This window comes from Kitasatospora sp. NPDC114501 (genome assembly GCF_055633695.1).
In genome coordinates this window covers 441,238-464,047 of record NZ_JBVKDS010000001.1, presented here as the reverse complement: position 1 = coordinate 464,047, position 22,810 = coordinate 441,238, and the positions used below count along the sequence as shown (strand labels likewise).

Annotated in this window: 21 protein-coding genes and 1 other RNA gene; 12 read left to right on the top strand and 10 right to left on the bottom strand. The window is 76.3% G+C overall.

The window, feature by feature from the left end; translation table 11 throughout:
* Nucleotides 1-37: 37 nt before the first annotated feature.
* Complete coding sequence (locus ACZ7RU_RS02205; RefSeq protein ID WP_470339056.1) at nt 38-730, bottom strand: PadR family transcriptional regulator; 693 nt, start codon at nt 728-730, stop codon at nt 38-40.
* Nucleotides 731-884: 154 nt separating this feature from the next.
* On the opposite strand from ACZ7RU_RS02205, the gene ACZ7RU_RS02200 reads away from it, so the two are divergent.
* Both ACZ7RU_RS02200 and ACZ7RU_RS02195 read left to right on the top strand, forming a co-directional pair.
* On the top strand, nt 885-1,283 hold the full coding sequence (locus ACZ7RU_RS02200) for an ACT domain-containing protein (RefSeq protein ID WP_224273954.1): 399 nt from the start codon (nt 885-887) through the stop codon (nt 1,281-1,283).
* Nucleotides 1,284-1,382: 99 nt separating this feature from the next.
* Nucleotides 1,383-1,640 carry a Prokaryotic metallothionein gene (locus ACZ7RU_RS02195; RefSeq protein WP_470339055.1) on the top strand — a complete coding sequence of 86 codons (258 nt, stop codon included), beginning with the start codon at nt 1,383-1,385 and terminating at the stop codon, nt 1,638-1,640.
* Nucleotides 1,641-1,664: 24 nt separating this feature from the next.
* On the opposite strand, the gene rnpB is transcribed toward ACZ7RU_RS02195, so the two are convergent.
* The 3 genes from rnpB to ACZ7RU_RS02180 form a co-directional block, all read right to left on the bottom strand.
* Nucleotides 1,665-2,062, bottom strand: an RNA gene (gene rnpB, locus ACZ7RU_RS02190) — RNase P RNA component class A.
* Nucleotides 2,063-2,075: 13 nt separating this feature from the next.
* The gene (locus ACZ7RU_RS02185) at nt 2,076-3,599 is read right to left on the bottom strand and encodes an MFS transporter (protein WP_470339054.1); all 1,524 of its coding nucleotides are present in this window, start codon (nt 3,597-3,599) and stop codon (nt 2,076-2,078) included.
* A gap of 162 nt (nt 3,600-3,761) precedes the next feature.
* Entirely contained in the window at nt 3,762-5,228 is a 1,467-nt protein-coding gene (locus ACZ7RU_RS02180; RefSeq protein WP_470339053.1) for an RNB domain-containing ribonuclease, read from the bottom strand.
* A gap of 172 nt (nt 5,229-5,400) precedes the next feature.
* On the opposite strand from ACZ7RU_RS02180, the gene yaaA reads away from it, so the two are divergent.
* Nucleotides 5,401-6,186, top strand: coding sequence for a peroxide stress protein YaaA (gene yaaA, locus ACZ7RU_RS02175; RefSeq protein ID WP_470339052.1), 786 nt, complete (start codon nt 5,401-5,403; stop codon nt 6,184-6,186).
* Nucleotides 6,187-6,204: 18 nt separating this feature from the next.
* On the opposite strand, the gene ACZ7RU_RS02170 is transcribed toward yaaA, so the two are convergent.
* From ACZ7RU_RS02170 to ACZ7RU_RS02160, 3 genes are read right to left on the bottom strand one after another with little or no spacing between them, the layout of a single operon-like run.
* Entirely contained in the window at nt 6,205-7,338 is a 1,134-nt protein-coding gene (locus ACZ7RU_RS02170) for a bifunctional RNase H/acid phosphatase (protein ID WP_470339051.1), read from the bottom strand.
* Between the two features lie 4 nt (nt 7,339-7,342).
* Entirely contained in the window at nt 7,343-8,086 is a 744-nt protein-coding gene (locus ACZ7RU_RS02165; protein WP_470339050.1) for a zinc ribbon domain-containing protein, read from the bottom strand.
* Between the two features lie 23 nt (nt 8,087-8,109).
* Nucleotides 8,110-8,946 carry a Nif3-like dinuclear metal center hexameric protein gene (locus ACZ7RU_RS02160; RefSeq protein ID WP_470339049.1) on the bottom strand — a complete coding sequence of 279 codons (837 nt, stop codon included), beginning with the start codon at nt 8,944-8,946 and terminating at the stop codon, nt 8,110-8,112.
* A 487-nt stretch (nt 8,947-9,433) separates the two neighbouring features.
* On the opposite strand from ACZ7RU_RS02160, the gene ACZ7RU_RS02155 reads away from it, so the two are divergent.
* From ACZ7RU_RS02155 to ACZ7RU_RS02140, 4 genes are all read left to right on the top strand, one after another.
* Nucleotides 9,434-10,213, top strand: a complete 780-nt coding sequence (locus ACZ7RU_RS02155) for a class III lanthionine synthetase LanKC N-terminal domain-containing protein (protein ID WP_470339048.1) — start codon at nt 9,434-9,436, stop codon at nt 10,211-10,213.
* On the top strand, nt 10,210-11,193 hold the full coding sequence (locus ACZ7RU_RS02150; RefSeq protein WP_470339047.1) for a protein kinase domain-containing protein: 984 nt from the start codon (nt 10,210-10,212) through the stop codon (nt 11,191-11,193). Before ACZ7RU_RS02155 ends, ACZ7RU_RS02150 begins: the two co-directional genes overlap by 4 nt.
* A complete protein-coding gene (locus ACZ7RU_RS02145) occupies nt 11,190-13,181 on the top strand; it encodes a S9 family peptidase (RefSeq protein WP_470339046.1) in 1,992 nt (663 codons plus the stop codon). The genes ACZ7RU_RS02150 and ACZ7RU_RS02145 overlap by 4 nt, the downstream gene beginning before the upstream one ends.
* A 365-nt stretch (nt 13,182-13,546) precedes the next feature.
* A complete protein-coding gene (locus ACZ7RU_RS02140; RefSeq protein ID WP_387748658.1) occupies nt 13,547-13,720 on the top strand; it encodes a hypothetical protein in 174 nt (57 codons plus the stop codon).
* A 128-nt stretch (nt 13,721-13,848) separates the two neighbouring features.
* Here ACZ7RU_RS02140 and ACZ7RU_RS02135 read toward each other — a convergent pair whose 3' ends face one another.
* On the bottom strand, nt 13,849-14,931 hold the full coding sequence (locus tag ACZ7RU_RS02135; protein WP_470339045.1) for an alcohol dehydrogenase catalytic domain-containing protein: 1,083 nt from the start codon (nt 14,929-14,931) through the stop codon (nt 13,849-13,851).
* Between the two features lie 163 nt (nt 14,932-15,094).
* Between ACZ7RU_RS02135 and ACZ7RU_RS02130 the strand changes: the two genes are divergently transcribed.
* From ACZ7RU_RS02130 to ACZ7RU_RS02110, 5 genes are all read left to right on the top strand, one after another.
* On the top strand, nt 15,095-16,516 hold the full coding sequence (locus ACZ7RU_RS02130; RefSeq protein WP_470339044.1) for a M48 family metalloprotease: 1,422 nt from the start codon (nt 15,095-15,097) through the stop codon (nt 16,514-16,516).
* Between the two features lie 138 nt (nt 16,517-16,654).
* On the top strand, nt 16,655-17,308 hold the full coding sequence (locus tag ACZ7RU_RS02125) for a class I SAM-dependent methyltransferase (protein WP_470339043.1): 654 nt from the start codon (nt 16,655-16,657) through the stop codon (nt 17,306-17,308).
* Nucleotides 17,309-17,436: 128 nt separating this feature from the next.
* Nucleotides 17,437-18,645 carry a hypothetical protein gene (locus ACZ7RU_RS02120; protein ID WP_470339042.1) on the top strand — a complete coding sequence of 403 codons (1,209 nt, stop codon included), beginning with the start codon at nt 17,437-17,439 and terminating at the stop codon, nt 18,643-18,645.
* Between the two features lie 7 nt (nt 18,646-18,652).
* Complete coding sequence (locus ACZ7RU_RS02115) at nt 18,653-19,687, top strand: N-acetylmuramoyl-L-alanine amidase (RefSeq protein ID WP_470339041.1); 1,035 nt, start codon at nt 18,653-18,655, stop codon at nt 19,685-19,687.
* A gap of 187 nt (nt 19,688-19,874) precedes the next feature.
* On the top strand, nt 19,875-20,786 hold the full coding sequence (locus tag ACZ7RU_RS02110) for a hypothetical protein (RefSeq protein WP_470339040.1): 912 nt from the start codon (nt 19,875-19,877) through the stop codon (nt 20,784-20,786).
* 114 nt (nt 20,787-20,900) lie between these two features.
* Here ACZ7RU_RS02110 and ACZ7RU_RS02105 read toward each other — a convergent pair whose 3' ends face one another.
* Both ACZ7RU_RS02105 and ACZ7RU_RS02100 read right to left on the bottom strand, forming a co-directional pair.
* On the bottom strand, nt 20,901-21,962 hold the full coding sequence (locus ACZ7RU_RS02105) for a prenyltransferase/squalene oxidase repeat-containing protein (protein WP_387748646.1): 1,062 nt from the start codon (nt 21,960-21,962) through the stop codon (nt 20,901-20,903).
* Nucleotides 21,959-22,702 carry a class I SAM-dependent methyltransferase gene (locus ACZ7RU_RS02100; RefSeq protein ID WP_470339039.1) on the bottom strand — a complete coding sequence of 248 codons (744 nt, stop codon included), beginning with the start codon at nt 22,700-22,702 and terminating at the stop codon, nt 21,959-21,961. The genes ACZ7RU_RS02105 and ACZ7RU_RS02100 overlap by 4 nt, the downstream gene beginning before the upstream one ends.
* Between the last annotated feature and the right edge of the window lie 108 nt (nt 22,703-22,810).

Below are 22,810 nucleotides of genomic sequence, written 5' to 3'. Positions count from 1 at the left end.
CCGCCCGTCCCGCTCCCCCGATCCGGCCCCTGGCCGGTCAGTCGTCCTCGGCGAGGATGAGGTACAGCTTCTTGCGGGCCTCGGTCAGCACCGTCAGGCCCTTGGCGCGCTGCGCCTCGGTGCCGGTGGTCATGACCTGGCGGATCGCCTGGTCGACGGCGGCGAGCGCCTGGCCGACCTCCTGGACGGCCTCCCAGTCGACCTCCCGGCCGGCCTCCGCCCACGGCTCGGCCGGCCCGGCGTCGGCCTCGGCCCGGCCCGCCTCGGTGAGCGACACCAGCCGCTTGCCGCCGACCTCCTCCGCCGTGATCAGGCCCTCCTCCTCCAGCAGTTGGAGGTTGGGGTAGATCGACCCGGGGCTGGGCCGCCAGGCCCCGCCGGTCCGCTCGGCGATCTCGGCGATCATCTCGTAGCCGTGCATCGGCCGCTCCTTGAGCAGCGCCAGCAGCGAGGCCCGGACGTCACCGCGCCGGGCCCGCCCCCCGCGCCGCGCGTGCGGGCCCCCGCGCCGGCCGCCGTGCCCGCCGAAGCCGTGCCCGTACGGGCCGCCCATCGGCCGGCCGGGGCCGCCGCCGAACGGCGGGCCGAACCCGCCGAACGCCTCCCGGCCCTCGGCGCCCTCCCCGGGCATGCCGCGGAAGTCCGGCCCCGGGCCGCGGCGCCGACCACCGCCGCCACCACCACGCGCGTCCTCCCAGCGGAAGCGCCGTCCTTGACGTTCCGAGCGCATCGCGCCCACCTCCTCGAATCACTGAGGTTCAACGAGGCAGTCGAGTTACTGTCTCGATAGTTCGACGATATATCGGTGACTGTCGCTCGTCAACGGATTCCGACACGCCCACGGAGCACGCCGCATCCCCCGTCCAGCCGCTACGGTGACGGGCATGGCCGCAGAACGAGACCTCGCGACACTGCTGCGCGGAATGAGCCCGCAGCTCAACCCGGGGCGGTACGTCTACTGCACGCTCCCCGCGCGGGTGCCCGCCGGCATGCGACCGGTGGTGACCGTCGCCGAGCCCGAGGGGGTGACGATGGTGGTCGCCCAGGAGGAGGCGGACGCGCTCGGACTGCGCTACGAGTACGTGGCGGCCTGGATCACCCTGCGGATCCACTCGGCGCTGGAGGCCGTCGGACTGACCGCCGCCGTCTCCGGCCGGCTCGCCGAGGAGGGCATCAGCTGCAACGTGGTGGCCGGCTTCCACCACGACCACCTGTTCGTCGCCGCCGACGACGCCGACCGCGCCGTCCGCGCCCTGGAGGACCTCGCCGCCCGCTCCGCCTGACGCCACGGCCGAGTGGCCGTCTCCCGGGAAGCCTCCAAGACTGGAAGTGGCTGCGCGGCCGCCCCTGGCCGCCGCCCCCACCGGAAGGAGACGGCCGCCATGGCCATCTGCGTCACCTGCGGCAACGACTACTGGCTGGCCTTCGAGATCAGGACGGTCACCGGCGACACCTACACCTTCGACAGCTTCGAATGCGCCATGGAGAAGCTCGCCCCGCGCTGCGAACAGTGCGACGTCCGCATCGTCGGCCACGGCGTCGAAGTGGCCGGCATGTTCTTCTGCTGCGCCAACTGCGCCCGCGTCAACGGAGGCCTCGGCGAGCAGATCCGCGACGCCGTCGGCGCGCACCCCGCCTGACCGGCGAAGGGGAGGGAAAGGGGGCGGAAGAGTCGGCCTGTACGCCGGGTTCTGTCTCCCGGGTCGCTTGCGCGGCCCGGGGAGGCGGCCATCCATCTAGGGCTGCCGTTGCCGACAGCCTCGTGCGGTCCACCCGCGGACTCGGGCGAGCAGCCTTGAAACGTCCGCGCACGGTGCCCGAGGGCACCGATCTTGACCTTGCTCCAGGTGGGGTTTACCTAGCCGGCCGGGTCACCCCGGTCGCTGGTGGTCTCTTACACCACCGTTTCACCCTTACCCACCGCGTGAAGCGGTGGGCGGTCTGTTTTCTGTGGCACTGTCCCGCGGGTCACCCCGGGTGGGCGTTACCCACCACCCTGCTCTGTGGAGCCCGGACGTTCCTCGGCGGGTCTGGGACCCGTCGCGACCGCCCGGCCGGCTCTTCCGCCGTAGTGGTCATCGTAGCCGCTCGGGCGGCGCCTCCCGTACACCGGACCGGACGGACGGCGGCTCGGCGCCGAGGCGGGCGGCCACCCGGGCGGCCGTCGCGCTCGCCCGGTCGGTGGTGGTGGCCAGGCCGAGGGCGAGGACGGCGCCGCCGAGACCGACCAGGATCCACCAGCCGGCGTGGCTGGCCCGGGCGAAACCGGTCGCGACCGGCCCGACCACGGCCGAGGTGACGACCGTGCCGATCACCGCCACGCCCAGCGACTGGCCGACCTGACGGCTGGTCGAGGCGACCGCGGCCGCCACCCCCGCCTGGGCGCGCGGCATCCCGGCGACGGCGGCGTTGGTGACCGGCGCGTTCACCAGGCCGAAGCCGAAGCCGAACAGCCCGTACGCGGCCAGCAGCAGCGCCGGCGGGGAGTCGGCGGCGAGCCGGGTGAGCAACAGGCCGCTCGCGGCGAGGCCGAGCCCGGAGGCGACCAGCGGCAGGCGCGGGCCCCGGCCGGCGACGATCCGCCCGGACAGCGGCGCGCAAACCAGCATCATCCCGGCCATCGGCAGCGTCCACAGGCCGGCCTCGACCGGGCCGTAGTGGCGGACGTCCTGGAGGTAGAGGGTGTTGAGGAAGAGGAAGCCGCCGAGCGCGGCGAAGGCGCAGACCGCGGTGACGGTGGCGCCGGTGAACGGCGCGCTGGCGAAGAACCGCGGGTCCACCAGCGGCTCGGCCACCCGCCGCTCCCAGGGCGGGAAGGCGGTCAGCGCGGCGACGGCGGTCGCGGCCAGGGTGAGGATCAGCGGGGAGGTCCAGCCGTTGGCCGGGCCCTCGATGATCGCGGCGGTGCCGCAGCCGAGCAGCACGATCATCAGCAGCTGCCCCACCGGGTCCAGCCGTCGCGGCCGGGGCGCGCGGGACTCCGGGACGTAGCGGGCGGTCAGCGCGAGGGCGACGAGCGCCACCGGGACGTTGATCAGGAAGATCGACGGCCAGCCGGCGCCGTCCACCAGGAAGCCGCCGAGCAGCGGGCCCAGCGCCATCGAGATGCCGACCACACCGCCCCAGACCCCGATCGCCCGGGCCCGTTCCCTCGGGTCGGTGAAGGTGTTGGCGATGATCGACATCGCCACCGGGTTGAGCATCGAGCCGCCCACCGCCTGGAGCGCCCGGAACGCCACCAGCCAGCCCAGGCTCGGCGCCCGGCTGCACAGCAGCGAGCCCAGCGCGAAGCAGACCAGGCCGGTCTGGAACACCCGGCGGCGGCCGAAGCGGTCGGCCACCGAGCCGAACAGCATCAGCAGCGAGGCCAGCACCAGGGTGTAGGCGGCGGTGATCCACTGCAGCCCGGAGGCCGGGGCGTCCAGGTCGCGCTGGATCACCGGCAGGGCGATGTTCACCACGGTGTTGTCGAGGCCGACGATGAACAGGCTCAGGCAGCAGATCGCCAGGACGAGCAGGCGGTGGCGGCGGCCGAGCGCGGGCCCGGGGGCTGACGCGGGCGCGGGCGCGGCGGCGGCGCGGGGCTGGGGGTCGGGCACGGACCGATCCTCCCACCGCGGGGCGGGCCGGGGCGGGTGGGCGGCGCGTCCGGGTGGCGTGTCGGGGTGGCGTGTCCGGGTGCGGGTGGGCGGCGCGTCCGGGTGGCGTGTCCGGGCGCGGGTGGGCGGCGCGTCCGGGCGCGGGTCCGGGCGGCGTGTCCCTCACGGCGGCGGCGCCTGGACCGCCGTGAAGCGGACGGTCCGGGTGAGCGGGTCGGCCGTCGTCAGCCGGACGTCGATCACCCGGCCGAGCGGCAGCCCGCCGGCCGGTCCGTCGCAGCGGGCCCGGACGGCCGGGTCGCGCAGCTGGACGGTGCCGGAGCCGGGCCGCTTGCCGTCCACGTCGACGACCACCGCCGCGAAGTCCTCGCCCTCCCGGCCGGCCAGCAGCTCCGCCTCCACCAGGTCCACGCAGGCCCGTTCGACCTCGCCGGCGCGGCGGTCCCCGCCGGCCATCAGCGCCGGGAGCGCCGGCAGCGCCTCGCGCGCCCAGTCCGGCACGTCCTCCCCCGCCGCGACCGCCGCGCAGACCTCCTGGGCGAAGCGGTCGCCGAGCCGGCGCAGCGGCGCGGTGCAGTGCGCGTACGGGGCGGCGAGCGCGGCGTGGCCCGGCTCGGCGGGGGCGGGCAGGCCGCGGGACTCGTCGAAGGCGTGGTAGCCGGCGCCGCGCAGCAGGCCCGTACAGGCGTTGAGGAAGGCGGCGTTGAGCGGGACCTCCGGGTCCAGGGAGCGGATCAGCTCGGGGTACGGCACGGCCTGCGGCCAGTCCACGTCCAGCGCGGCGGCGATCCGGCGCAGCCGCTCGTAGCCGGCGGCGGGCGCGGCGGGCAGGGTGCGCAGCAGGCCGACGCCGGCGTCCAGCATCAGCTCGGCCGCGGCCATGCCGGTGAGCAGGGAGATCTGGGCGTTCCAGCCGTCGGCGGGGCCGGGGGCGCGGTAGCCGAGGACGTAGCCGTGCAGGGTCTCCTCGACCTCCTGCTCCGGCACGGGCAGGCTGATGCCGCCGCGGGCGCGCTCCTGCTCCTCGCGCAGCCGTCCGACGGTGGCGAGCAGGGCGAGCTGCTCGTCGGCGCCGCCGACCGCCACGGCGCGCTCGACGGTGGCGTAGTCCAGGCGGCGGTGCGAGCGGACCAGGGCGCGGCGCAGGTCGGCGAGGACGACGGCGCCGTCGGCGTCCAGGTCGAGCTGCCAGAGCAGGGCGGGGCGGGGCTCGCCGGGCAGCAGGCTGGCGGCGTCCTCGGAGATCCGGGTGGGGTGCAGCGGGACGCGGTGGTCGGGGAAGTAGAGGGTCTCGACCCGGCGGCGGGCCTCGGTGTCGATCGCGCCGCCGGGGTGGACGAAGGCGGCGACGTCGGCGATCGCGTAGTGCACCCGGTAGCCGCCGCCGGGGCGGTGGGCGAGGTGCATGGCCTGGTCGAGGTCGCGGGAGCCGGGCGGGTCGACGGTGAACAGCGGCAGGTCGGTGGCGTCGTGCTCGGGCAGCCGGGGGCGTTCGGCCGCCTCCTCCGCCTCGGCGAGCACGGCCTGCGGCCACTCGGTGTGGATCTCCAGGCGGGTGCGGAGCTCGGTCAGCTCGGTGTTGATCCGGGCGGAGTCGGCGGCCTTGACGCGCAGTTTTCGGCGAGGCATGCCCGCCAGGGTAGAGCGGGACCGGGTGGTTCCGGACGGAGGCTCAACGCCCCGGCGGGGACTTCGGGCCGCCGCCTCGCGGGCTCCCGGGCTCCCGAGCGCGCGGCGAGGGGGCGCGGCGGGCGCAGTAGGGTTGCCGGGTTCGTCCGCACACGTTGTTGAGGAGTCCGCTGTGCTGGTGCTTTTGCCGCCCTCGGAGGGCAAGGCCGGGTCCGGGGACGGCGGGCCGGTGGCCCTGGAACGGCTGTCGCTGCCCGGGCTGACGGCGGCGCGCGGCGCGGTGCTGGACGCGCTGGTGGGCCTGTGCCGGGGCGACGAGGACACCGCCGCCGAGGTGCTCGGCCTCTCCCCCGGCCTGCGCGGCGAGATCGCCAAGAACGCCGGGCTGCCGACGGCCGGTGCGCGCCCGGCGGGCGAGGTGTACACCGGGGTGCTGTTCGACAACCTCGGCCTGGCCACCCTGGACGCCGCCGCGTACGACCGGGCCGAGCGCTCGCTGCTGGTCTTCTCCGGCCTCTGGGGCGCCGTGCGGATCTCCGACCGGATTCCGTCCTACCGCTGCTCGATGGGCGTCAAGCTCCCGCAGCTGGGGGCGCTCGGGGCGTACTGGCGGAGCGCGACGGCCTCCGTGCTCCCCGAGGTCGCGGACGGGCTGGTGCTGGACCTGCGCAGTTCTGCGTACGCGGCGGCGTGGAAGCCGGCCGGCGAGGTGGCCTCCCGGACCGCGACCGTCCGGGTGCTCCAGGAACGGAACGGCAGGCGCACCGTCGTCAGCCACTTCAACAAGGCGACCAAGGGGCGGATCGTCCGGGACCTGCTGGTCACCGGCGCCGAGCCGAAGACGCCGGGCGAGCTGATGGACGCCCTGCTGGAGCTGGGCCACCGGGTGGAGCTCGCGGCGGAGGGCACCGCCCGCAGGCCGTGGCAGCTGGACGTGGTGGTCACCGAGGTGCACTGACCGGCTGCCCCGGCGGGGTCAGCGCAGGTGCGAGGTGTCGTTGAGCAGCCGCAGCGAGGCGTTGCCGTCCGCGTAGTACTGGACGGCGCAGATCGAGGCGGCGGACAGCTCCATCCGGTACATCGAGTCCGGCGGGGCGCCGAGCGCCAGCCGGACCAGGGTCTTGATCGGGCTGACGTGCGAGACCACCAGCACGGTCTTCCCCGCGTACCGGGCGAGGATCTTGTCCCGGGCGATGCCGGCCCGGTGGGTGAGCGCGGTGAAGCTCTCCCCGCCGCCGGTCGGCTTGGCCTTGGCGGAGCCGAGCCAGGCGGTCAGGTCGTCCGGGTACCGCTCCCGCACCTCGGCGAAGGTCAGGCCCTCCCAGTCGCCGAAGTCGACCTCGCGCAGCCCGTCCTCGCACCGGACCTCCAGGCCGAGCCGGGCGGCGACGGTCTCGGCGGTCTGCCGGGTGCGCCGCATCGGGGAGGCGACGACCGCCTGGACGCTGCCGCGCGCGGCCAGCGCCTCGGCGGCCCGCTCGGCCTGCCAGCGGCCCTTGTCGGAGAGCTCCGGGTCGGTGCCGCCGCTGCCGGAGAAGCGCTTCTCCGGGGTGAGCGGGGTCTCGCCGTGGCGCAGCAGGACGAAGGTGGTCGGGGTGCCGAGGTCGGCTGGGGCGGCCCAGCCGGCCTTGGGGGCGGCGGTCTCCAGCGGGGGTTCCTCGACGGCGGCCGCCGGCTTGCGGGGCTCCCACTGGCGCCCGGCCCGGCCCGCGTCCATCGCCTCGTTGGCCAGCCGGTCGGCGTCCTTGTTCCGCTCGCGCGGGATCCAGGTGTACGTGACCCGGCCGCGCGGGAAGACGGTGCGCGCCTCGGCGGCGAGCGGCTGCATGTCGGGGTGCTTGATCTTCCAGCGCCCGGACATCTGCTCGACGACCAGCTTGGAGTCCATCCGGACGTCCACCGAGGCGTCCGGGTCCAGCTCGCGGGCCGCCTTGAGCCCGGCGATCAGGCCCTTGTACTCGGCCACGTTGTTGGTGGCGTGGCCGATGAACTCGGCGGCTTCGGCGACGATCTGCCCGGTGTCCCCGTCCCGGACCACCGCGCCGTAGCCGGCCGGCCCCGGGTTGCCCCGGGACCCGCCGTCAGCCTCGACGACGAAGCGCGCCGTCACCGGCTCAGACGCCCGAGTCGGCGGTGCGGACCAGGATCCGCGAGCAGTTCTCGCAGCGGACCACCTTGTCGGCCGGCTCGGCCTTGATGGCGTTCAGCTCGGTGATCGAGAACTCGGTGCGGCAGCCCTCGCAGCGGCGCTGGTAGAGGCGGGCCGCGCCGACGCCGCCCTGGGTCTCGCGCAGCTTGGCGTAGACCTTCAGCAGGTCGGCCGGGAGGACGGCGGCGATGGTCTCGCGGTCACGCCTGACCTTGTCGGCCTCCGCGTCGATCTCGGCGAAGGCGGCGTCGCGGCGGCCCTCGGCCTCCTTGAGCACGACGGTGGAGTGCTCCAGGCGGGCGGACAGCTCCTCGACCCGGGTGACGGCGCTCTCCTGGCGCTCCATGATCTCCAGCACGACCTCCTCGAGGTCGCCCTGGCGCTTGGCGAGCGAGCCGATCTCGTGCTGGAGGTTCTCCAGGTCCTTCGGCGAGGTGATCGCACCGGAGTCCAGGCGCTGCTGGTTGCGGGCGGCGCGGGAGCGGACCTGCTCGACGTCCTGCTCGGCCTTGGTCAGCTCGCGGGCGGTGTCGCCCTTCTGGGCCTCGGCGGCGACGACGAGGTCCTTGAGCGCGGTGTGGTCGGCGGTGGCCTTCTCGATCTCGGCGTGCTCGGGCAGGCTCCGGCGCCGGTGGGCCAGCTGGTCGAGCTTCGAGTCGATGGCCTGGAGGTCGAGCAGGCGGATCTGGTCGGCGGGCGCGGCGTTCAAGCGGGGAGCTCCTGTGAATCGGGTCAGGCGGTGAAGGACATGGGGGCGTGCGCGGTCCACGGGTCGGTGACCCGGTGGGAGACCTTGGTCTCCACGGTCCAGCCGCGCTTGTCGGCGGCGGCCCGCAGGGCCCGCTCGGCCAGGGTGAGCCAGGGCCACTCGGTGGCCCAGTGGGCGGCGTCGAGCAGCGCGACGGGCGCCGCCTCGGCGGCCTCGGAGGCCGGGTGGTGACGCAGGTCGGCGGTCAGGTAGGCGTCCACGCCGGCCGACCGGACGTCGGCGAAGAAGCTGTCGCCCGAGCCGCCGCACACCGCGACCCGGCTGATCAGCCGGTTCGGGTCGCCGGAGACGCGGACGCCGGCGGCGGTGGCGGGCAGGCCCTTCGCCACCTGGGCGGCGAAGGCGGAGAGGGTCAGCGGGGGCTCCAGCAGGCCGATCCGGCCGCTGCCGCGGCGGCCCAGCGGGTCGGTCGGGTCCGGCACCAGCGGGCCGGTCACCCGCAGGCCCACCGCTTCGGCGAGCGCGTCCGAGACGCCGGGGTCGGCGTGGTCGGCGTTGGTGTGGGCGACGTGCAGCGCGATGCCGTTGGTGATCAGCGTGTGCACCACCCGGCCCTTGAAGGTGGTGGCGGCGACGCTGGTGGTGCCGCGCAGGTAGAGGGGGTGGTGGGTGACCACGAGGTCGGCGCCCCACTCCACGGCCTCGTCGACGACCGCCTGGACGGGGTCGACGGCGAACAGGACGCGGTTGACCTCGGCCTGAGGGTCTCCGCAGACCAGGCCGACGGCGTCCCAGGACTCCGCCCACTGCGGCGGGTAGACCTCGTCGAGCGCGGTGATGACGTCGGACAGTTTCGGCACCTGTCGAGACTACCGTGCGCGCGGGGGCGGTCGGGCCTCGGCCGTTCGGCGGCCGGCCGGGGGATCCGTCGCGGCCGGTTCGGACGGGGGAGCTGCGGGCGTACGGGTGCGCGTCAATCCGCGGCGGGCGGCGCCCGGCCGGGCCCGCGCGCTCCGTGCGCGGCCGCGCGCCGGACGCCCGTTACTCACAGCAGGGTTCTCGCACGAATTCGAAACCACGCCTTGATCACCCTTACGAGTGAAGTGACCGGCTCTGCGTTGAGGCGCCGGTTGGCTCGAAAGTAACTTCACTCCTGCGAACGGGAGTTGCCCTGGCGGCAGCCACGACCAGGGGTCGGGCGGCCACCGCGCCGGGCCGGACGGGATCCGGCCGAGCGCTCCCGCCCCCGGGGCGGCACCGCCGCTCCTCCCGGGAGGACCGACCGGGCCGGGCCGCCGCCCGGGTGCCACGAGCAGTGGGCACCCGGGCGGCGGCGGAGACGAAGGGATGTGGTGGCGGATGGGGGCGGGCACATCGCTGCGTACGGCCGGGGGCAGGGGACCGGCGGAGCGCGGACCGGGTGCGGCGGGTTCGTGGCCGGAGGCGGCGCGGGCGGCACTGGCCGGTGCCGGAGGCCGGGGAGACGGCGGTGGCTGGGACGTCACCGTCGGCGGCTTCTGGTGCACGGCCCGGCCGTCCGGGTCCCCGCCGCTGCCGGAGCGGGGGTGGCAGCTCCGGGTGAGCGCGGCCCCGGCGGCGGGCGAGGCGGTGCTCTCGGCGGTGGTCCGGGTGCTCGCCGCGGACCCGTGCGCCTTCCGGTTCGCCGCCGCGCAGGAGTGCCTGAGCGAGCTGGACTCCCGCACCGGCGGGCGTGGTTCGGCGGGCGCGTTCATCACTGTCCACCCGGCGGACGGCGCCCAGTTCCAGCGGCTGGCGGCCGAGCTGGACCGGGCCACCGCCGGGCTGCCGGGGCCGGTGCTGCCCTCCGACCGGCCGTACCGGGCCGGGAGCCTGGTGCACTACCGGTACGGGGCGTTCGCGCTGCCGGCGGAGCCGGGCGACGGCGGGGAGTGCCGCTTGGTGCCGCGCGGGCCGGGCGGGGAGCGGGGCGAGGACGCGCGCGGGGGGTCGGACCGGGCGCCGGGGCGCGCCCGGGCTCCGTTCGGCGCTTCGGGCGCGGCTGCGGGTACGGGCGCGGTTGCGGCGGCGGGCGCGGGCACGGCGGCGGTACGGCGGCGGTACGGCGGCGCCGGCGCGGGACGCTGCTGGCCGGGCGGTACGCGGTGACGGCCGCCGTCCGGCACGGTGCGCGGGGCGGGGTGTTCCTCGGCCGGGAGGCGTCGAGCGGCGCCGAGGTCGTGGTCAAGCAGGCCCGGGCGCACCCGGCGGCGGACCGGGCCAGCGCCGACGCCCGCGACGCGCTGCGGCACGAGGCCGCGCTGCTGGACCGGCTGGCGGGGCAGGGGCTGGCACCGCGCGCCGTCGAACTGATCGAGCAGGAGGGCTCCGTCTTCCTGGTGCAGGAACGAATCACCGGGCAGACCCTGGACAACTGGGTGGCCGCCCGGCTGCGGCGCGACGACAGCCCGGGCGTCGGCTGGGCCGAGGCCGGACCGGTGGCGCACGCCCTGCTCGACCTGGTCGAGCGGGTGCACGCCCAGCGGCTGGTGCTGCGCGACCTCTCCCCCGGCAACGTCATGGTCCGCCCGGACGGCACGCTGCGGCTGGTCGGCCTCGGACGCGCCGTCGAGGCCGGACGGCTCGCCGGCCCGGCCGGCGCCCCCGGCTACCGCGCCCCCGAACACGGTCCCGGCCGACTCGCCCCCGCCCGCAGCCGCGTCGCCGACCCGGCCGTCGACCTGTACGCGCTCGGCGGGCTGCTCTTCCTGCTGGCCACCGGCCACGACCCGCTGCTGCCGGAGGACCTCCCCCGGGCCCGCCCGGTCGCCGAACGCCTCGGCCGCTGGCTCGCCCTCGCGGCCCGCACCGGCGGGACGGCGCGACGGGTGGCACCGGTGGTCCTCGGGCTGCGGGCCGAGGAGCCTCGGCAGCGGTGGGGGACGGCCCGGGCGCGGGCGGTGCTGCGCGAGGAGCCCCCGGGCGGCGCCGACGCCACCCGGCCCGGCACCAGCCACGGCGTGGGGGCTGCGGGCCCGTCGGCCGTCCCGCCGCGACCGCGCCTCGGCGGCCCCCGGCTCCGGCCGGCCGCTGTGCCACCGACCGTACGCCGATCCCCGTCCGACACCACCGGGGTGAGCGGAGCATGAACGCGGCCACCCGCACCATGACCCAGGCCCTGCGCCGGCAGGGCTTCGCCTTCGCCGCCGACGGCAGCCACGCCGCCTGCCTCGCCTCCTCCGCCGACAGCGGCTGGTACGTGGAGAGTTGGCGGCTGCCGCAGGACGGCGGCCCCGCCACGCCGACCGCCCTGCCGCTGCCCGGCAACCGCCCGGAGAGCCTGCGCTCGCAGCTGGTCGCGCTGCCGGACGGCTCGGTGCTGGCCTGCCGGCACGACGGCGAGCGGCACGACCTGGTCCGCCTCCTCCCCGGCGAGAACGGCACCGTGGAGCAGCGGTCGGGCTCGCTGCGGATGGCCGGGCTGCGGGTGCTGCAGCTCCCGGTACGGGCCGGGGCCGGCCCGCGGACGCCGGTGGCGGTCGCGCTTGGCAGCGACACCCGCCCGGCGACCACCGTCTGGCTGGTGCGCACGGACGGCAGCGAACCCGAACAGATCGCCGAACTCCCCGGGTTGCACGGCGGGGGCACCTGGCTGGACCGTACCGGCGCGCTGCTCGCGCTGGACCGGGTGAACGCGGGCCGGGTCCGCAGCGTGGTGCTCGACCTGCGCGGCGGCTCCACCACCCCGCTGCTGGAGATCGGCCCGGACAGCAACGACCGCCTGGTGCTGTTCGACCCGGACAGCCGGTTCGCGATGGTGCGCAGCGACGCGCCCGGCACCGACCGGCTCGGCTGGGGCGTCCTCGGCGCCGGGCAGCCGCTGCGGTTCCCGGAGTGCCTGCACGTCGCCGGCATGCTCCTGCGGCCGGTCGCACTGCGGGTGGCGGCGGACGGCCCCCGGGTCGCGGTGCAGATCGACCACGGCGCGGGCTCGGCGCTCGCCCTGTGGCGGCCCTCGGCCGGGCGGCTGGACCGGTTGCCGGTGCCGCCCGGACGGCTCGGCGCGGTCGGGCACTGGAGCGAGGCGGGGCTGCGGCTGCCGTACTCCTCGCCCGACCACCCGACGGCGCTGGCGACCCTGGACGTGGACGCGCTGCTGGCGCACGGCCCGCTGCCGGCCGCCACCGGCCCGATGCCGCTGCCGCTGCAACTCGCGCCGCTGGCCTCGGGGTTGCCCGGCCCGTGGCGGGGCACCGTGCCGCCCTGGCAGCCCGGCGGGGTGCGCCCGGCGAAGGCCGCGCCGCCCGGCTGGCGGCTGGACGGCAGCACCCCGCCCGGGGACGGCGGCCGCTGGCAGCCCGCGCAGAGCCTCGAACTGGCGGGCCCGGCGGGCCCGTTGGAGGCCGTGGTGTACGGCGGGGACGCCTGGCTGAGCAGCCCGCACCTGGTGCTGGCGCTGCACGGCGGCCCGGCGGACGCCTGGCGGCTGGAGTTCGACCCGGCGTTGCAGCGGATGGCCGCCGAGGGGCTGGCGGTCGTCGCGCCGAACCAGCGCGGCTCCACCGGCTACGGCGTGGCGCACGCGCTGGCCATCCGGGGCGCCTGGGGCGGGCCCGACCTGGACGACGTCCTCTACCTGCTGGACGGCATCGCGGGCCAGCGCGCCGCCCTCGGCCTGGAGCCGCCGGCCCTCTTCGGGGTCAGCTACGGCGCCTTCCTGGCGCTGCTGGCGGCCGCGCACGCGCCGGCCGGGCAGGTCGCCCGCTGCGCGGTGGTCGCGCCGTTCCTGTCCGGCGCCCGGCTGCTGGCCGAAGCGGCGCCCCCCGTCGGGGCGCTGACCACCCGGCTGGGCGGCGGCGAGCCGATCGCCGACGCCCGCGGCCCCCGGGACGTGCTCCAGCTCGCGCACCGGCTGAGCGCGCCGCTGCTGGTGGTGCACGGCAACCGGGACGAGGTCGTGCCGGTGAGCCAGTCCCGGGCGCTGCGGCACGAGCTGCTGCGGATCGGCCGGGTCGAGGGCGAGGACTTCCGCTACGTCGAGGCGGCCGGCTCCGGGCACGAGGTGCTCGCCGACGAGGGCGCCGCCGTGCTGCACGAACTGCTGGCCGCGTTCCTGCGGACCGGCCGTCCGGGCTGATCCGCCGACCGCGGGCCCGGACCGTCGGCGCACCGGTACGGCCCGCTGGGCGATCCGGGTGAACGCTCCGCAGATTGGCGCCAGTTGCCGGCCTTGGTACGGACCTGCCGTCCGGACGCCGCCGCGCGGGAGCCGGGTCGGGCCGGGCACCGCCGGCCCGGTTCCCGGGCCCCCGACCAGCCCGGGACTCGCGTCGTGATCTCGATAGGATCTCGTCCGCCCCGGCCGTTATGGTGGCCGGGGCTCGGGTCGTGATCACCGGCTACGGGCGCGTTCCGAGCACCCGATCGGGGACCCGACCGTGCGCCAGCGGCGCCGGCCGGGCGCCGATGACCCGCACCCTCCGCACGGAAAAGACGATTCTCATGTCCGACACCCTCACCGACACCACCGGACCCGCGGTCACCGGGACCGACGCCGACGAGAAGACGGCCAAGGTCACCGCGTCGCACGGCCGCCACCGCGGCGGCTCCGCCGCCGACGACCGCCCGGAGTCCGACCCGCACGGCCGCCACCGCGCGGCCGGCGCGCGGGGCTGACCGCACCGGCACCGGGGCACCCGGGCCGCCGCAGAGCAGCCGCCGCACCCGAGGGCCCGCCGGGAGAGTCCGCACTCTTCCGGCGGGCCCTCGGCGCGTCCCGGCCTCCCTCAGTCCGCGACCCGCCGTCAGCCCATCGTCACGACGGTCCGCAGCGCCTCGCCGCTGCGCATCTGCGCGATCGCCTCGTTGACGTCCGCGAGCCCCACCCGGTGGGTGACCATGCCGTCGAGGTCGACCCGCCCGGCCCGCCAGAGGTCCACGACCAGCCCGATGGTGCGCGCCACCGTCGCCCCGCCGTACAGCGACGGCAGCAGGCGCTTCTCGTTGAAGAACAGCTCGCCCATGGTGAACTGCGCGAGGTCGTCCTGCGCGCCCGCGCCGATGACCACCACCGCGCCGCCGCGCCGGGCGGCCTCGTAACCGGCCCGGACGGTGGCCGCGCGGCCGACGGCCTCGAAGACGTAGTCGAAGCCGCCGCCGGGCAGCCGCTTGGCCACCGCCTTCAGCTCCTCGGGCGCGACCGCCTCGGTGGCACCGAAGGCCAGGGCGCGCTCGCGGCGCGAGGCGACCGGGTCGACGACGGTGATCCGGGCGGCGCCGCAGACCCGGGCGCCCTGCACGGTGGCCACGCCGACCCCGCCCGCGCCGATCACCGCGACGGAGGCGCCGGGCTCGACCCGGGCGGTGTTCACCGCGGCGCCGATGCCCGTGGTCACGCCGCAGCCGATCAGCGCGGCGACCTCGTACGGAAGGTCGGCGGGCACCTTGATGACGGCGTTCGCCGCGACCACGACCTCCTCGGCGAAGGCGCCGGTGCCGTAGAAGCCGGAGGCGTCCAGCCCGCCCTCGGCGATCCGGAACCCGGGGGCGCCGAGGCCGCGCAGGCTGGCGACGCACAGGTGGCCGCGGTCCTGCCGGCAGTGGTCGCAGTGGCCGCAGGGCGCCATCCAGCAGAGCACCACGCGGTCGCCGACAGCGAGGCCGGTGACGCCCTCGCCGACCTCCACCACGTCCCCGGCGCCCTCGTGCCCGGGGACGAACGGGGCGGGCTGCGGCAGCACGCCGCTCATCGCGGAGAGGTCCGAGTGGCAGAGGCTGGCGGCGCGCATCCGGACCCGTACGGTGCCCGGCCCGAAGCCCACGGCCGTCACGTCCTCGCGGACGTCGAGGACCTCCTGGCCGGTCTTGTGCAGGACGGCTGCGCGCATGGTGCTGCTCCCGGGGTGCCTGGTGTGTTCCTCGGATCCGACGGTCGCGCCGATTCTGGCACGGGCGGCGCAGCGCGACTAGAACGCGTTCCACAACGACCGTCCTGCAGAACTGTCCGAATCCACTGTCCTTCCACCGCCGGACCACGCCATGATCACCGTCGTGCCGACACCCCCGCTCACGTCCTCACGGACGCCTCCGCAGCCGTCCCCCGCGCAGTCCGGGCACGGCGCGCCCTGCCCCCGCTGCGGCGCCGCGCTGACCGCCGACCCGCGCTTCACCGCCTGGTGCCCGGCCTGCGACTGGAACCTGGTCCCCGGCCAGGACGCCGCCCCCGAACCCACCCGGCGCGAGCGGGCCGCCGCCGCCCGCTCCGACCGGCTGTTCGAGGACCAGGCCGAGGGCCGGCCCTCCCCCACCGCCCGCCGCGACCGGCTGCTGGCCTCGTCCGCCGCCGGTCTGGTCCACCTCCTGACCTTCACCCTGTTCTGCCTGGGTGCCTGGCTGCTCGTCACCGGCACCACCGTGCAGCGCTGCATCGGCGCGGTCGTCCTGCTGGTCGTCCTCGCGTTGCGGCCCCGGCTGGGCCGGGTGCCGCGCGACCGGACCGTCCTCGACCGCGCCGCGGCGCCGGCGCTGTACGGGCTGGCCGACCGGGTGGCCGCCGAGATCGGCGCCGCGCCGGCGGACGTCATCCTGGTCACCGACGATTTCAACGCCTCGTACGGGCTGGTCGGGCTGCGCCGCCGGCCGGTCCTCACGCTCGGTCTGCCGCTCTGGGAGACGCTGGACGACCGGCAGCGGATCGCCCTGCTCGGCCACGAGTTCGGCCACCACGTCAACGGCGACCACCGGCGCTCGTTCTGGCTGCACAGCGCGGTCTCGGCGCTCGCGGCCTGGTACCACATGGCACGCGGCGGCCGGGGCCACGGCTGGGGGACGTCGGTCGAGTCCGGCGATCCGGGCGGTCCGCGCTTCGACGGCACGCCGTTGCTGATCAAGCTCGGCGCGATCATCGGCATGGCCCTGATGCGGGCGGTCGTCTGGCTGATGTACCAGGGGCTGCTGCTGTTCGACCGGCTCACCTCCCGGGCCGGCCAGCAGGCCGAGTACCGCGCGGACGCCCTCGCTGTCCGGGTCGGGGGCAGTGAGGCGGCCCGCGGCATGCTCGCCGCGCTCATGCTCGGCGGCCCGGTGGGCACCGCCGTCGGCCGGATCCGCGCCGAGGAGCGCCGGCGTCCGCGCGTGGTCCGCCGCGGCCGGAGCCGGGGCGCCGAGCAGGCCGAGCAGGCCGAGCAGGCCGCGAACCCGGGGCAGGCCGCCCCGGAGCTGCTCTGGGAGCGGATACGCGAGCACCTCGCGTCCGTCCCGGCCGCCGAACACGAGCGGCTGCTCCGGCTGAGCGCCCGCGACCGCGCGGCCGTGGACTCCTCCCACCCGCCGACCCACCTGCGGATCGCCCTGGTCGACGGCGCCGAGGACCGGCCCGCCGCCGTCACGGCCACCGCCGCCGAGACCGCGGCGATCGCCGCCGAGCTGGCTCCGCACCGCACCCGGATCGCCACCGACCTGCTCGCCGGCTGAGCCCGCGCGGCACCGGACGCCCCGGCCCGCGGGCCCCGGCGGACGGCCCGGCACCGGGCGACCCGGCGCCTCCGCCCCCGCTACCGTCGAGTAGGGTCCGTGCACGTCCGTCCCCGCCCCACCCCCGAGGAGCACCGCATGTCCGACCTGCTGCTGAGCGCCGAACCGGCGCCCGAGGTGCTGGCGGCGTTCGAGGGGGCCACCGGTTTCATGCCGGTGGACGAGGGGCTCGCGCTGTACGCGGCGGCGGTGGCGGCGGCCCGGGGCACCGGGCTGCCGGTGCTGGAGATCGGCACCTACTGCGGCCGGTCGGCGATCCTGCTCGCGGCGGCGGCCCGGGAGGCCGGGACGGTCGCGCTGACCGTCGACCACCACCGCGGGTCGGAGGAGCAGCAGCCCGGCTGGGAGTACCACGACCCGACGCTGGTCGACCCCGAGGTCGGGCTGATGGACACCCTGCCGCGGTTCCGCCGCGCCCTGCACGCCGCCGGGCTGGAGGAGCACGTGGTGGCGCTGGTCGGCCGCTCGCCGCGGATCGCCGCGCTGTGGGGGCGCCCGCTGGCCCTGGTGTTCATCGACGGCGGCCACACCGACGAGCACGCGACCGGCGACTACGAGGGCTGGGTGCCGCACCTGGCGCCGGAGGGCCTGCTGGTGGTGCACGACGTCTTCCCGGACCCTGCGGACGGCGGCCAGGCCCCGTACCGGGTGTACCTGCGGGCGCTGGACGAGGGCTTCGAGGAGGTCTCGGTGACCGGCTCCCTGCGCGTCCTGCGCCGCAGCGCCCGGTAACCGTTCGTTCCCGCCGCCCCGCACCGATGCCCTAACGTCGTGCCGGGGCTGTCGGGCGGGGGTTCGAACGGTACGGTGGCGCGCAGCACCAGGCAGAGCATCGGCGGACGGTGGGGGCCAGCAGCGACATGACGGACCAGCAGAACAGCGCTCCGGCGGTCTGGGACCCCACCGCGCGCGGCGGCGCCGGCGGCTGGGTACGCGGCCCGCAGCGTCCCGCCGACGCACAGCCCGCCCCGGCCCCCGCCGACCAGCCGGCCGCCGCGCCCCTGCCGCCCGCGACACCGGAGTCCGCCGCCCGCCCCGGCCCGATGGCCGCGCCGCCCGCGCCCGGCGGCGTCGGCGACCAGGGCCCGCCGCTGGGCGCCCGCCCGTACCTGGCCGCCTCGCCCGGCTACGACCCGCCGACCGCCCGGCTGTCCCCCGGCGCCACCCCGCCGCCCCCGGCCGCCCCGCCCGCGGCCTCGCCGTTCCCCTCCCACGCGGGCCCGCAGGCCCAGGCACCGCGGCCGGCCCCCGGCTACGACTACCTCCTGCAGCCGCCCGCCGCCCCGCCGCAGCCCCCGTACGGGCAGCCCGACTACCCGACGGGCGCCGGGGACGAGGAGGAGCGGCCGGCCAACCGCAGGACCCCGCTGCTGATCGGGTTCGCGCTGCTCCTGGTGCTGGCGATCGGCGGCGGCCTGCTGTTCGCCGCCCGGAGCGGCGACGGGGAGGACCGGGCCGCGCCCGCCCCGACCGCCGCCCCGCCGACCGGCTCCGACCACCTGCCGCCCGCCCCCGCGCCCACCGGGACGGACGGCGCGCCGAGCGCCGCCGCGAGCGCGTCCGGCGCCCCCACCGGCGCCCCGTCCCCGACCGCGACCGGCCCCGGTCCGGGCGCCCAGACCCAGGCCCAGGCGCTGGACAGCCTGCTCAGCGAGGGCGAGAACGCCAAGGCACCGATCGGCAGCGCCGTCGCCAAGGTGACCAGCTGCCCGCCCAAGGCCGACATCGAGAGCGCCGCGCAGACCTTCGACAACGGCGCGACCCAGCGGGCCGCCCTGCTGACCAAGCTGTCCCAGCTGACCGTCACGGACGTGCCGGGCGGCGTGGACGCGGTGAACTCGCTGAAGTCCGCCTGGCAGCTGTCGGCCGACATCGACAAGGCGTACGCGACCTGGGCGCGCACCGTCGCCGCCCAGGGCTGCACCGGCAGGGCCCCGGCCACCCCGGACAAGAAGCGCGCGGACGAGCTCAACCCCCAGGCCACCCAGGCGAAGACGGACTTCATGAACAAGTGGAACGCGATCGCGAAGAGCTACGGCCTCACTCCGCGCACCCAGGACAGGATCTGACCGACCCGTGACCGGTTCCGCCCCTCGACCGCCCCGCCGCTCCGCCCTGCTGCGCGCCACCACGGCCGCGGCCGTGGCCGTCCCCCTCTGCACGGCGGGCTGGTTCGGCTGGCGGGCCCTCGACCACTCCGGCCCGGCGGGCGCCGCGGCGACCGCGACCGCGGCGACGGCCGGCCCGGCCCCGACGACCCCTACGGCCCCTACGGCTACGGACCGCCCGGGCGCCGCCGACGGGACGACCGCCCCGCCGCTCACCCCTCCGGTCGCCCCGCCGCCGTCCACCTCGCCCGCCGCCGCAGCGGAGACCCCGCCCGTCGGCAGCGCCGATGCCGGCACCGCCACCAGCCTGGCCGGCCGCACCGTCCTGCTCGACCCCGGCCACAACCCGGGCAACTCCGCGCACACCGCCGAGATCAACCGCCAGGTGGACATCGGCAACACCCGCAAGGAGTGCGACACCACCGGCACCGAGACCGACGCCGGCTACACCGAGGCCGAGTACACCCTGGACGTCTCCCGCCGGGCCCGCGCCCTCCTGGCCGCCCGGGGCGCCACGGTGGTGCTGGTGCAGGACGGCGACCGCCCCTGGGGCCCGTGCATCGACCAGCGCGCCCGCGCGGGCGCCGACGCGCACGCCGACGTCGCGCTCTCGGTGCACGGGGACGGCGGCCCGGCGGCCGGCCGCGGATTCCACGTGATCATGCCCGCCCGGGTGGTCGCCGGAAAGGCCGACACCACGGCGATCGTCGAGCCCTCGCACCGGCTCGGCCTCCTGCTGCGCGACCGGTTCCGCGCCGCGACCGGCGAACCCTACGCGGACTACGTCGCCAAGGACGGCCTCGACACCCGCTCCGACCTGGGCGGCCTCAACCTCTCCACCGTCCCCAAGGTGTTCATCGAGTGCGGTAACATGCGCAACTCGACGGACGCGCAACGGATGACGGACCCTCAGTGGCGCCAGCAGGCGGCCCAGGGGATCGCCGACGCACTGACCGCGTTCCTGACGACCCAAGAGAAGGCCGAAGAGCGACACGGGAGTTGAACCGCACACCCCCGGAGGACGACGCTCCGCCCGGACCGCACGGTTTGCAACGACTTCGCCCCATTGCCGGTCCCGCCGTGCACCGGCAGGACGGTTGGGCCTAGGCTTCTGGTCCGTTCGGGAGTTTCGGCCGGTCGGCCCGACCGTACGAACCACCGTCCACGACACGTCAACGAGGGGAACGTTAGTGAATCTGCGCGCTCTCACCAGGGGAGACGCCGCCGTCGCAGGCGCGGCCGTCCTGCTCTTCATCGCCTCCTTCCTGCCCTACCTGACCGCTGACTGCAGCGGCCGGTTCTGTGCGGACGCCTCAAAGAACGCGTGGAGCACGGACCTGTTCCCCGTCCTGCCCTCGATCTACCTGCTCGGCATCGTCGCCGCCGTGCTGATCCTGGTGCAGCGCTTCCAGGGCCAGGCCGCGACCAAGCGTCAGGTGCTCGGCCTGCGGCTGGACCAGTGGGGCATCGCCTTCTCCGTCGCCGCGCTGTGGACCTCGGTCTGGTCGCTGGGCGCCAGCCCCTACGGTTCGAGCGTCAGCCACGGCTTCGGCGCCTGGCTCGGCTTCATCGCGCTGATCGTGCTGGCCGGCGCGGCCGCCGCGAGCCCCCTGGTGCCCGCCCTGAAGGCCCCGCTGGTCTCCGACCGCCCGGCGGCCGTCCCCGGCCAGTACGGCTACCCGGGCCAGCCCGGCCACCCGGGTGCGCCCCAGCCCGGTCAGTACGGCTACCCGGCCCAGGGCCAGGACCCGGCGTACGGCGCCGCCCAGGGCGGCTACGGCTACCCGGGTGCGGGCCAGCCGCAGCCCGGCCAGCCGGTCCCGGCCGCCCAGCCGCACGACGCCGGCGCCCCGGCCCCGCAGCCGGCCCCGGCCGCGCAGCAGGCGCCCGCCCCGGCGTCGGACTTCCAGCCGTTCTGGTTCGCCGTCCCGGCGCCGCGCCAGCTGGCCCCGAAGGACAACCCGGCCGGTGCCCCGGTCGGCGAGGTCGTGCCCGGTACCTGGTACCTGGCCGTCGAGCAGCGCGGCGCCGCGCTGGTCGCGCAGCTGCCGGACGGCAGCCAGGGCGTGCTGGCCGACACCACGGGCATCCAGCGCGGCTGACCTCCTCGGACGCACACCGCGAAGGGGCGGGACCGGTTCTCCGGTCCCGCCCCTTCCGTCCGTGCGCCCGGCTCTTCCGTCCGAGCTCGCGGCCCGTCCGTCCGGGCTCCCGGCTCAGCAGCAGTCCTGGACCACCAGCCCGGCGGGCAGCTGCTCCCCGCCGAAGACCGCGACCGTGGCCGGGTCCCCGCCGAGGGCGGCCACCGCGAGCAGCAGCGCCCCGGCCGTCCAGGTGGTGCGCTCCTCCGGCCAGATCGCGTCGTCCTCGAACACGTACCCGGTCCAGTACGAGCCGTCCTCGTGCCGCAGGTGCTTCTGGATCCAGCGCAGGATGTCCACCGCGCGGTCGGACTGGCCGATCGCCCAGAGCGCGAGGGCCAGCTCGGCGCTCTCCCCGCCGGTCACCCACGGGCGGTCGCTGACGCAGCGCACGCCGAGGCCGGGGACGACGAAGCGCTCCCAGTCCCGCTCGATCCGGGCCAGCGCCGCCTCGCCGCGCAGGCCGGTGCCGAGCACCGGGTAGTACCAGTCCATCGAGTAGCGGCCCTTGTCAAGGAACCGCTCGGGGTGGTGGGAGACGGCGTGCCCCAGCCGCCCGGCCGCGAGCTCCCAGTCGGGCTGCGGCTCCTCCAGGTACTCGGCGACGGCCAGGCCGCAGCGCAGCGCGTGCAGGATGCTGGACGAGCCGGTGAGCAGCGCCTCGTCGGTGGCGGCGCCGTCCTCGTCGACCCGCCAGGCGATCGGGCCGCCGGGCAGCCGCAGCCCGACGATGAAGTCCAGGGCGCGCCGGACGACCGGCCAGATCCACTCCAGGAAGGCGTCGTCGCCGGTGCTGAGGTGGTGGTGCCAGACCCCGACCGCGATGTACGCGCAGAAGTTGCTCTCCTTGGCCCGGTCGGTGACCACGCCGTCGGTGTAGGCCGCGTACCAGGAGCCGTCCGGGTTCTGGGTGGCGGCGAGCCAGCGGTAGGCGGCCTCGGCGGCGGCGTGCTCGCCGGCCGTGTCGAGGGCCATCGCCGCCTCGGTGTGGTCCCAGGGGTCGAGGTGGTGGCCGGCGAACCACGGTATGGCACCGTCCGGGCGCTGCTCGGCCAGGATGCTGCGCACGGTGTCGGCGGCCTGCTCGGCGTCGAGCACCCCGTCGAGCAGCAGCACCTCGGGGACGGCGGCGGTCATGCCGCCCCGCCCGGCGCGCGGTTGGGCTTGGCGGCGTACGCCACGAAGCTCTTGCCGATCACCGGGTTGAGCGCCCGCTCGGCGGCCTTGGTGAGGCGGCTGATCACCGGGGTGCCGACGATGTCCCAGACCAGCAGCTGGTGGTACGCCTTGACCGGCAGCGCCTTGTCGTTGTCCACGCCGACCGCGCACTTGATCCACCAGTACGGCGAGTGCAGCGCGTGCGCGTGGTGGGTGCCGTACGGCTCCAGGCCGGCGTCCTTGAGCTTGCCGAGCAGTTCGTCGCCCCGGTAGATCCGGATGTGGCCGCCCTCGACCTCGTGGTACTCGTCGGACAGCGCCCAGCAGATCTTCTCCGGCAGCCAGCGCGGCACGGTGACGGCGAGCAGGCCGCCCGGCTTGAGGACCCGGAACATCTCGTTGAGCACGCCCTTGTCGTCCGGGATGTGCTCCATCACCTCGGAGATGATGATCTTGTCGAAGTACTCGTCCTCGAACGGCAGCGCCAGCGCGTTGCCCTCCATCGCGACCGCCGACGCGCCCTCCGGGGCCTCACCGGCCTGCTCCATCGCCGCGAACCACTTCGTGACCTCGGCGATCTCCTCGGCGTTCTGGTCGAGAGCGATCACGTTGGCGCCGCGGCGGTAGCACTCGAACGCGTGCCGGCCCCCGCCGCAGCCCAGGTCGAGCACCCGGTCGCCGGGGGCGAGCGGGAAGCGCGAGAAATCGACGGTCAGCACTGCTGGACTCCCATTCCTATTGCTACCAAGCGTCCTTGACGCTTCGTCAGGCCTTCTTCCGGCGCGTCGCGCCGCGCCGGGTGGATCCGACCCGCCGTCACCGGCCGG

Excerpts from the sequence above, each read along its gene's own strand:
- ACZ7RU_RS02205 (WP_470339056.1), bottom strand. The coding sequence starts at position 730 with ATGCGCTCGGAACGTCAAGGACGGCGCTTCCGCTGGGAGGACGCGCGT.
- ACZ7RU_RS02200 (WP_224273954.1), top strand. The coding sequence starts at position 885 with ATGGCCGCAGAACGAGACCTCGCGACACTGCTGCGCGGAATGAGCCCG.
- ACZ7RU_RS02195 (WP_470339055.1), top strand. The coding sequence starts at position 1,383 with ATGGCCATCTGCGTCACCTGCGGCAACGACTACTGGCTGGCCTTCGAG.
- ACZ7RU_RS02180 (WP_470339053.1), bottom strand. The coding sequence starts at position 5,228 with ATGCCTCGCCGAAAACTGCGCGTCAAGGCCGCCGACTCCGCCCGGATC.
- ACZ7RU_RS02155 (WP_470339048.1), top strand. The coding sequence starts at position 9,434 with ATGTGGTGGCGGATGGGGGCGGGCACATCGCTGCGTACGGCCGGGGGC.
- ACZ7RU_RS02145 (WP_470339046.1), top strand. The coding sequence starts at position 11,190 with ATGAACGCGGCCACCCGCACCATGACCCAGGCCCTGCGCCGGCAGGGC.
- ACZ7RU_RS02140 (WP_387748658.1), top strand. The coding sequence starts at position 13,547 with ATGTCCGACACCCTCACCGACACCACCGGACCCGCGGTCACCGGGACC.
- ACZ7RU_RS02135 (WP_470339045.1), bottom strand. The coding sequence starts at position 14,931 with ATGCGCGCAGCCGTCCTGCACAAGACCGGCCAGGAGGTCCTCGACGTC.
- ACZ7RU_RS02125 (WP_470339043.1), top strand. The coding sequence starts at position 16,655 with ATGTCCGACCTGCTGCTGAGCGCCGAACCGGCGCCCGAGGTGCTGGCG.
- ACZ7RU_RS02120 (WP_470339042.1), top strand. The coding sequence starts at position 17,437 with ATGACGGACCAGCAGAACAGCGCTCCGGCGGTCTGGGACCCCACCGCG.
- ACZ7RU_RS02105 (WP_387748646.1), bottom strand. The coding sequence starts at position 21,962 with ATGACCGCCGCCGTCCCCGAGGTGCTGCTGCTCGACGGGGTGCTCGAC.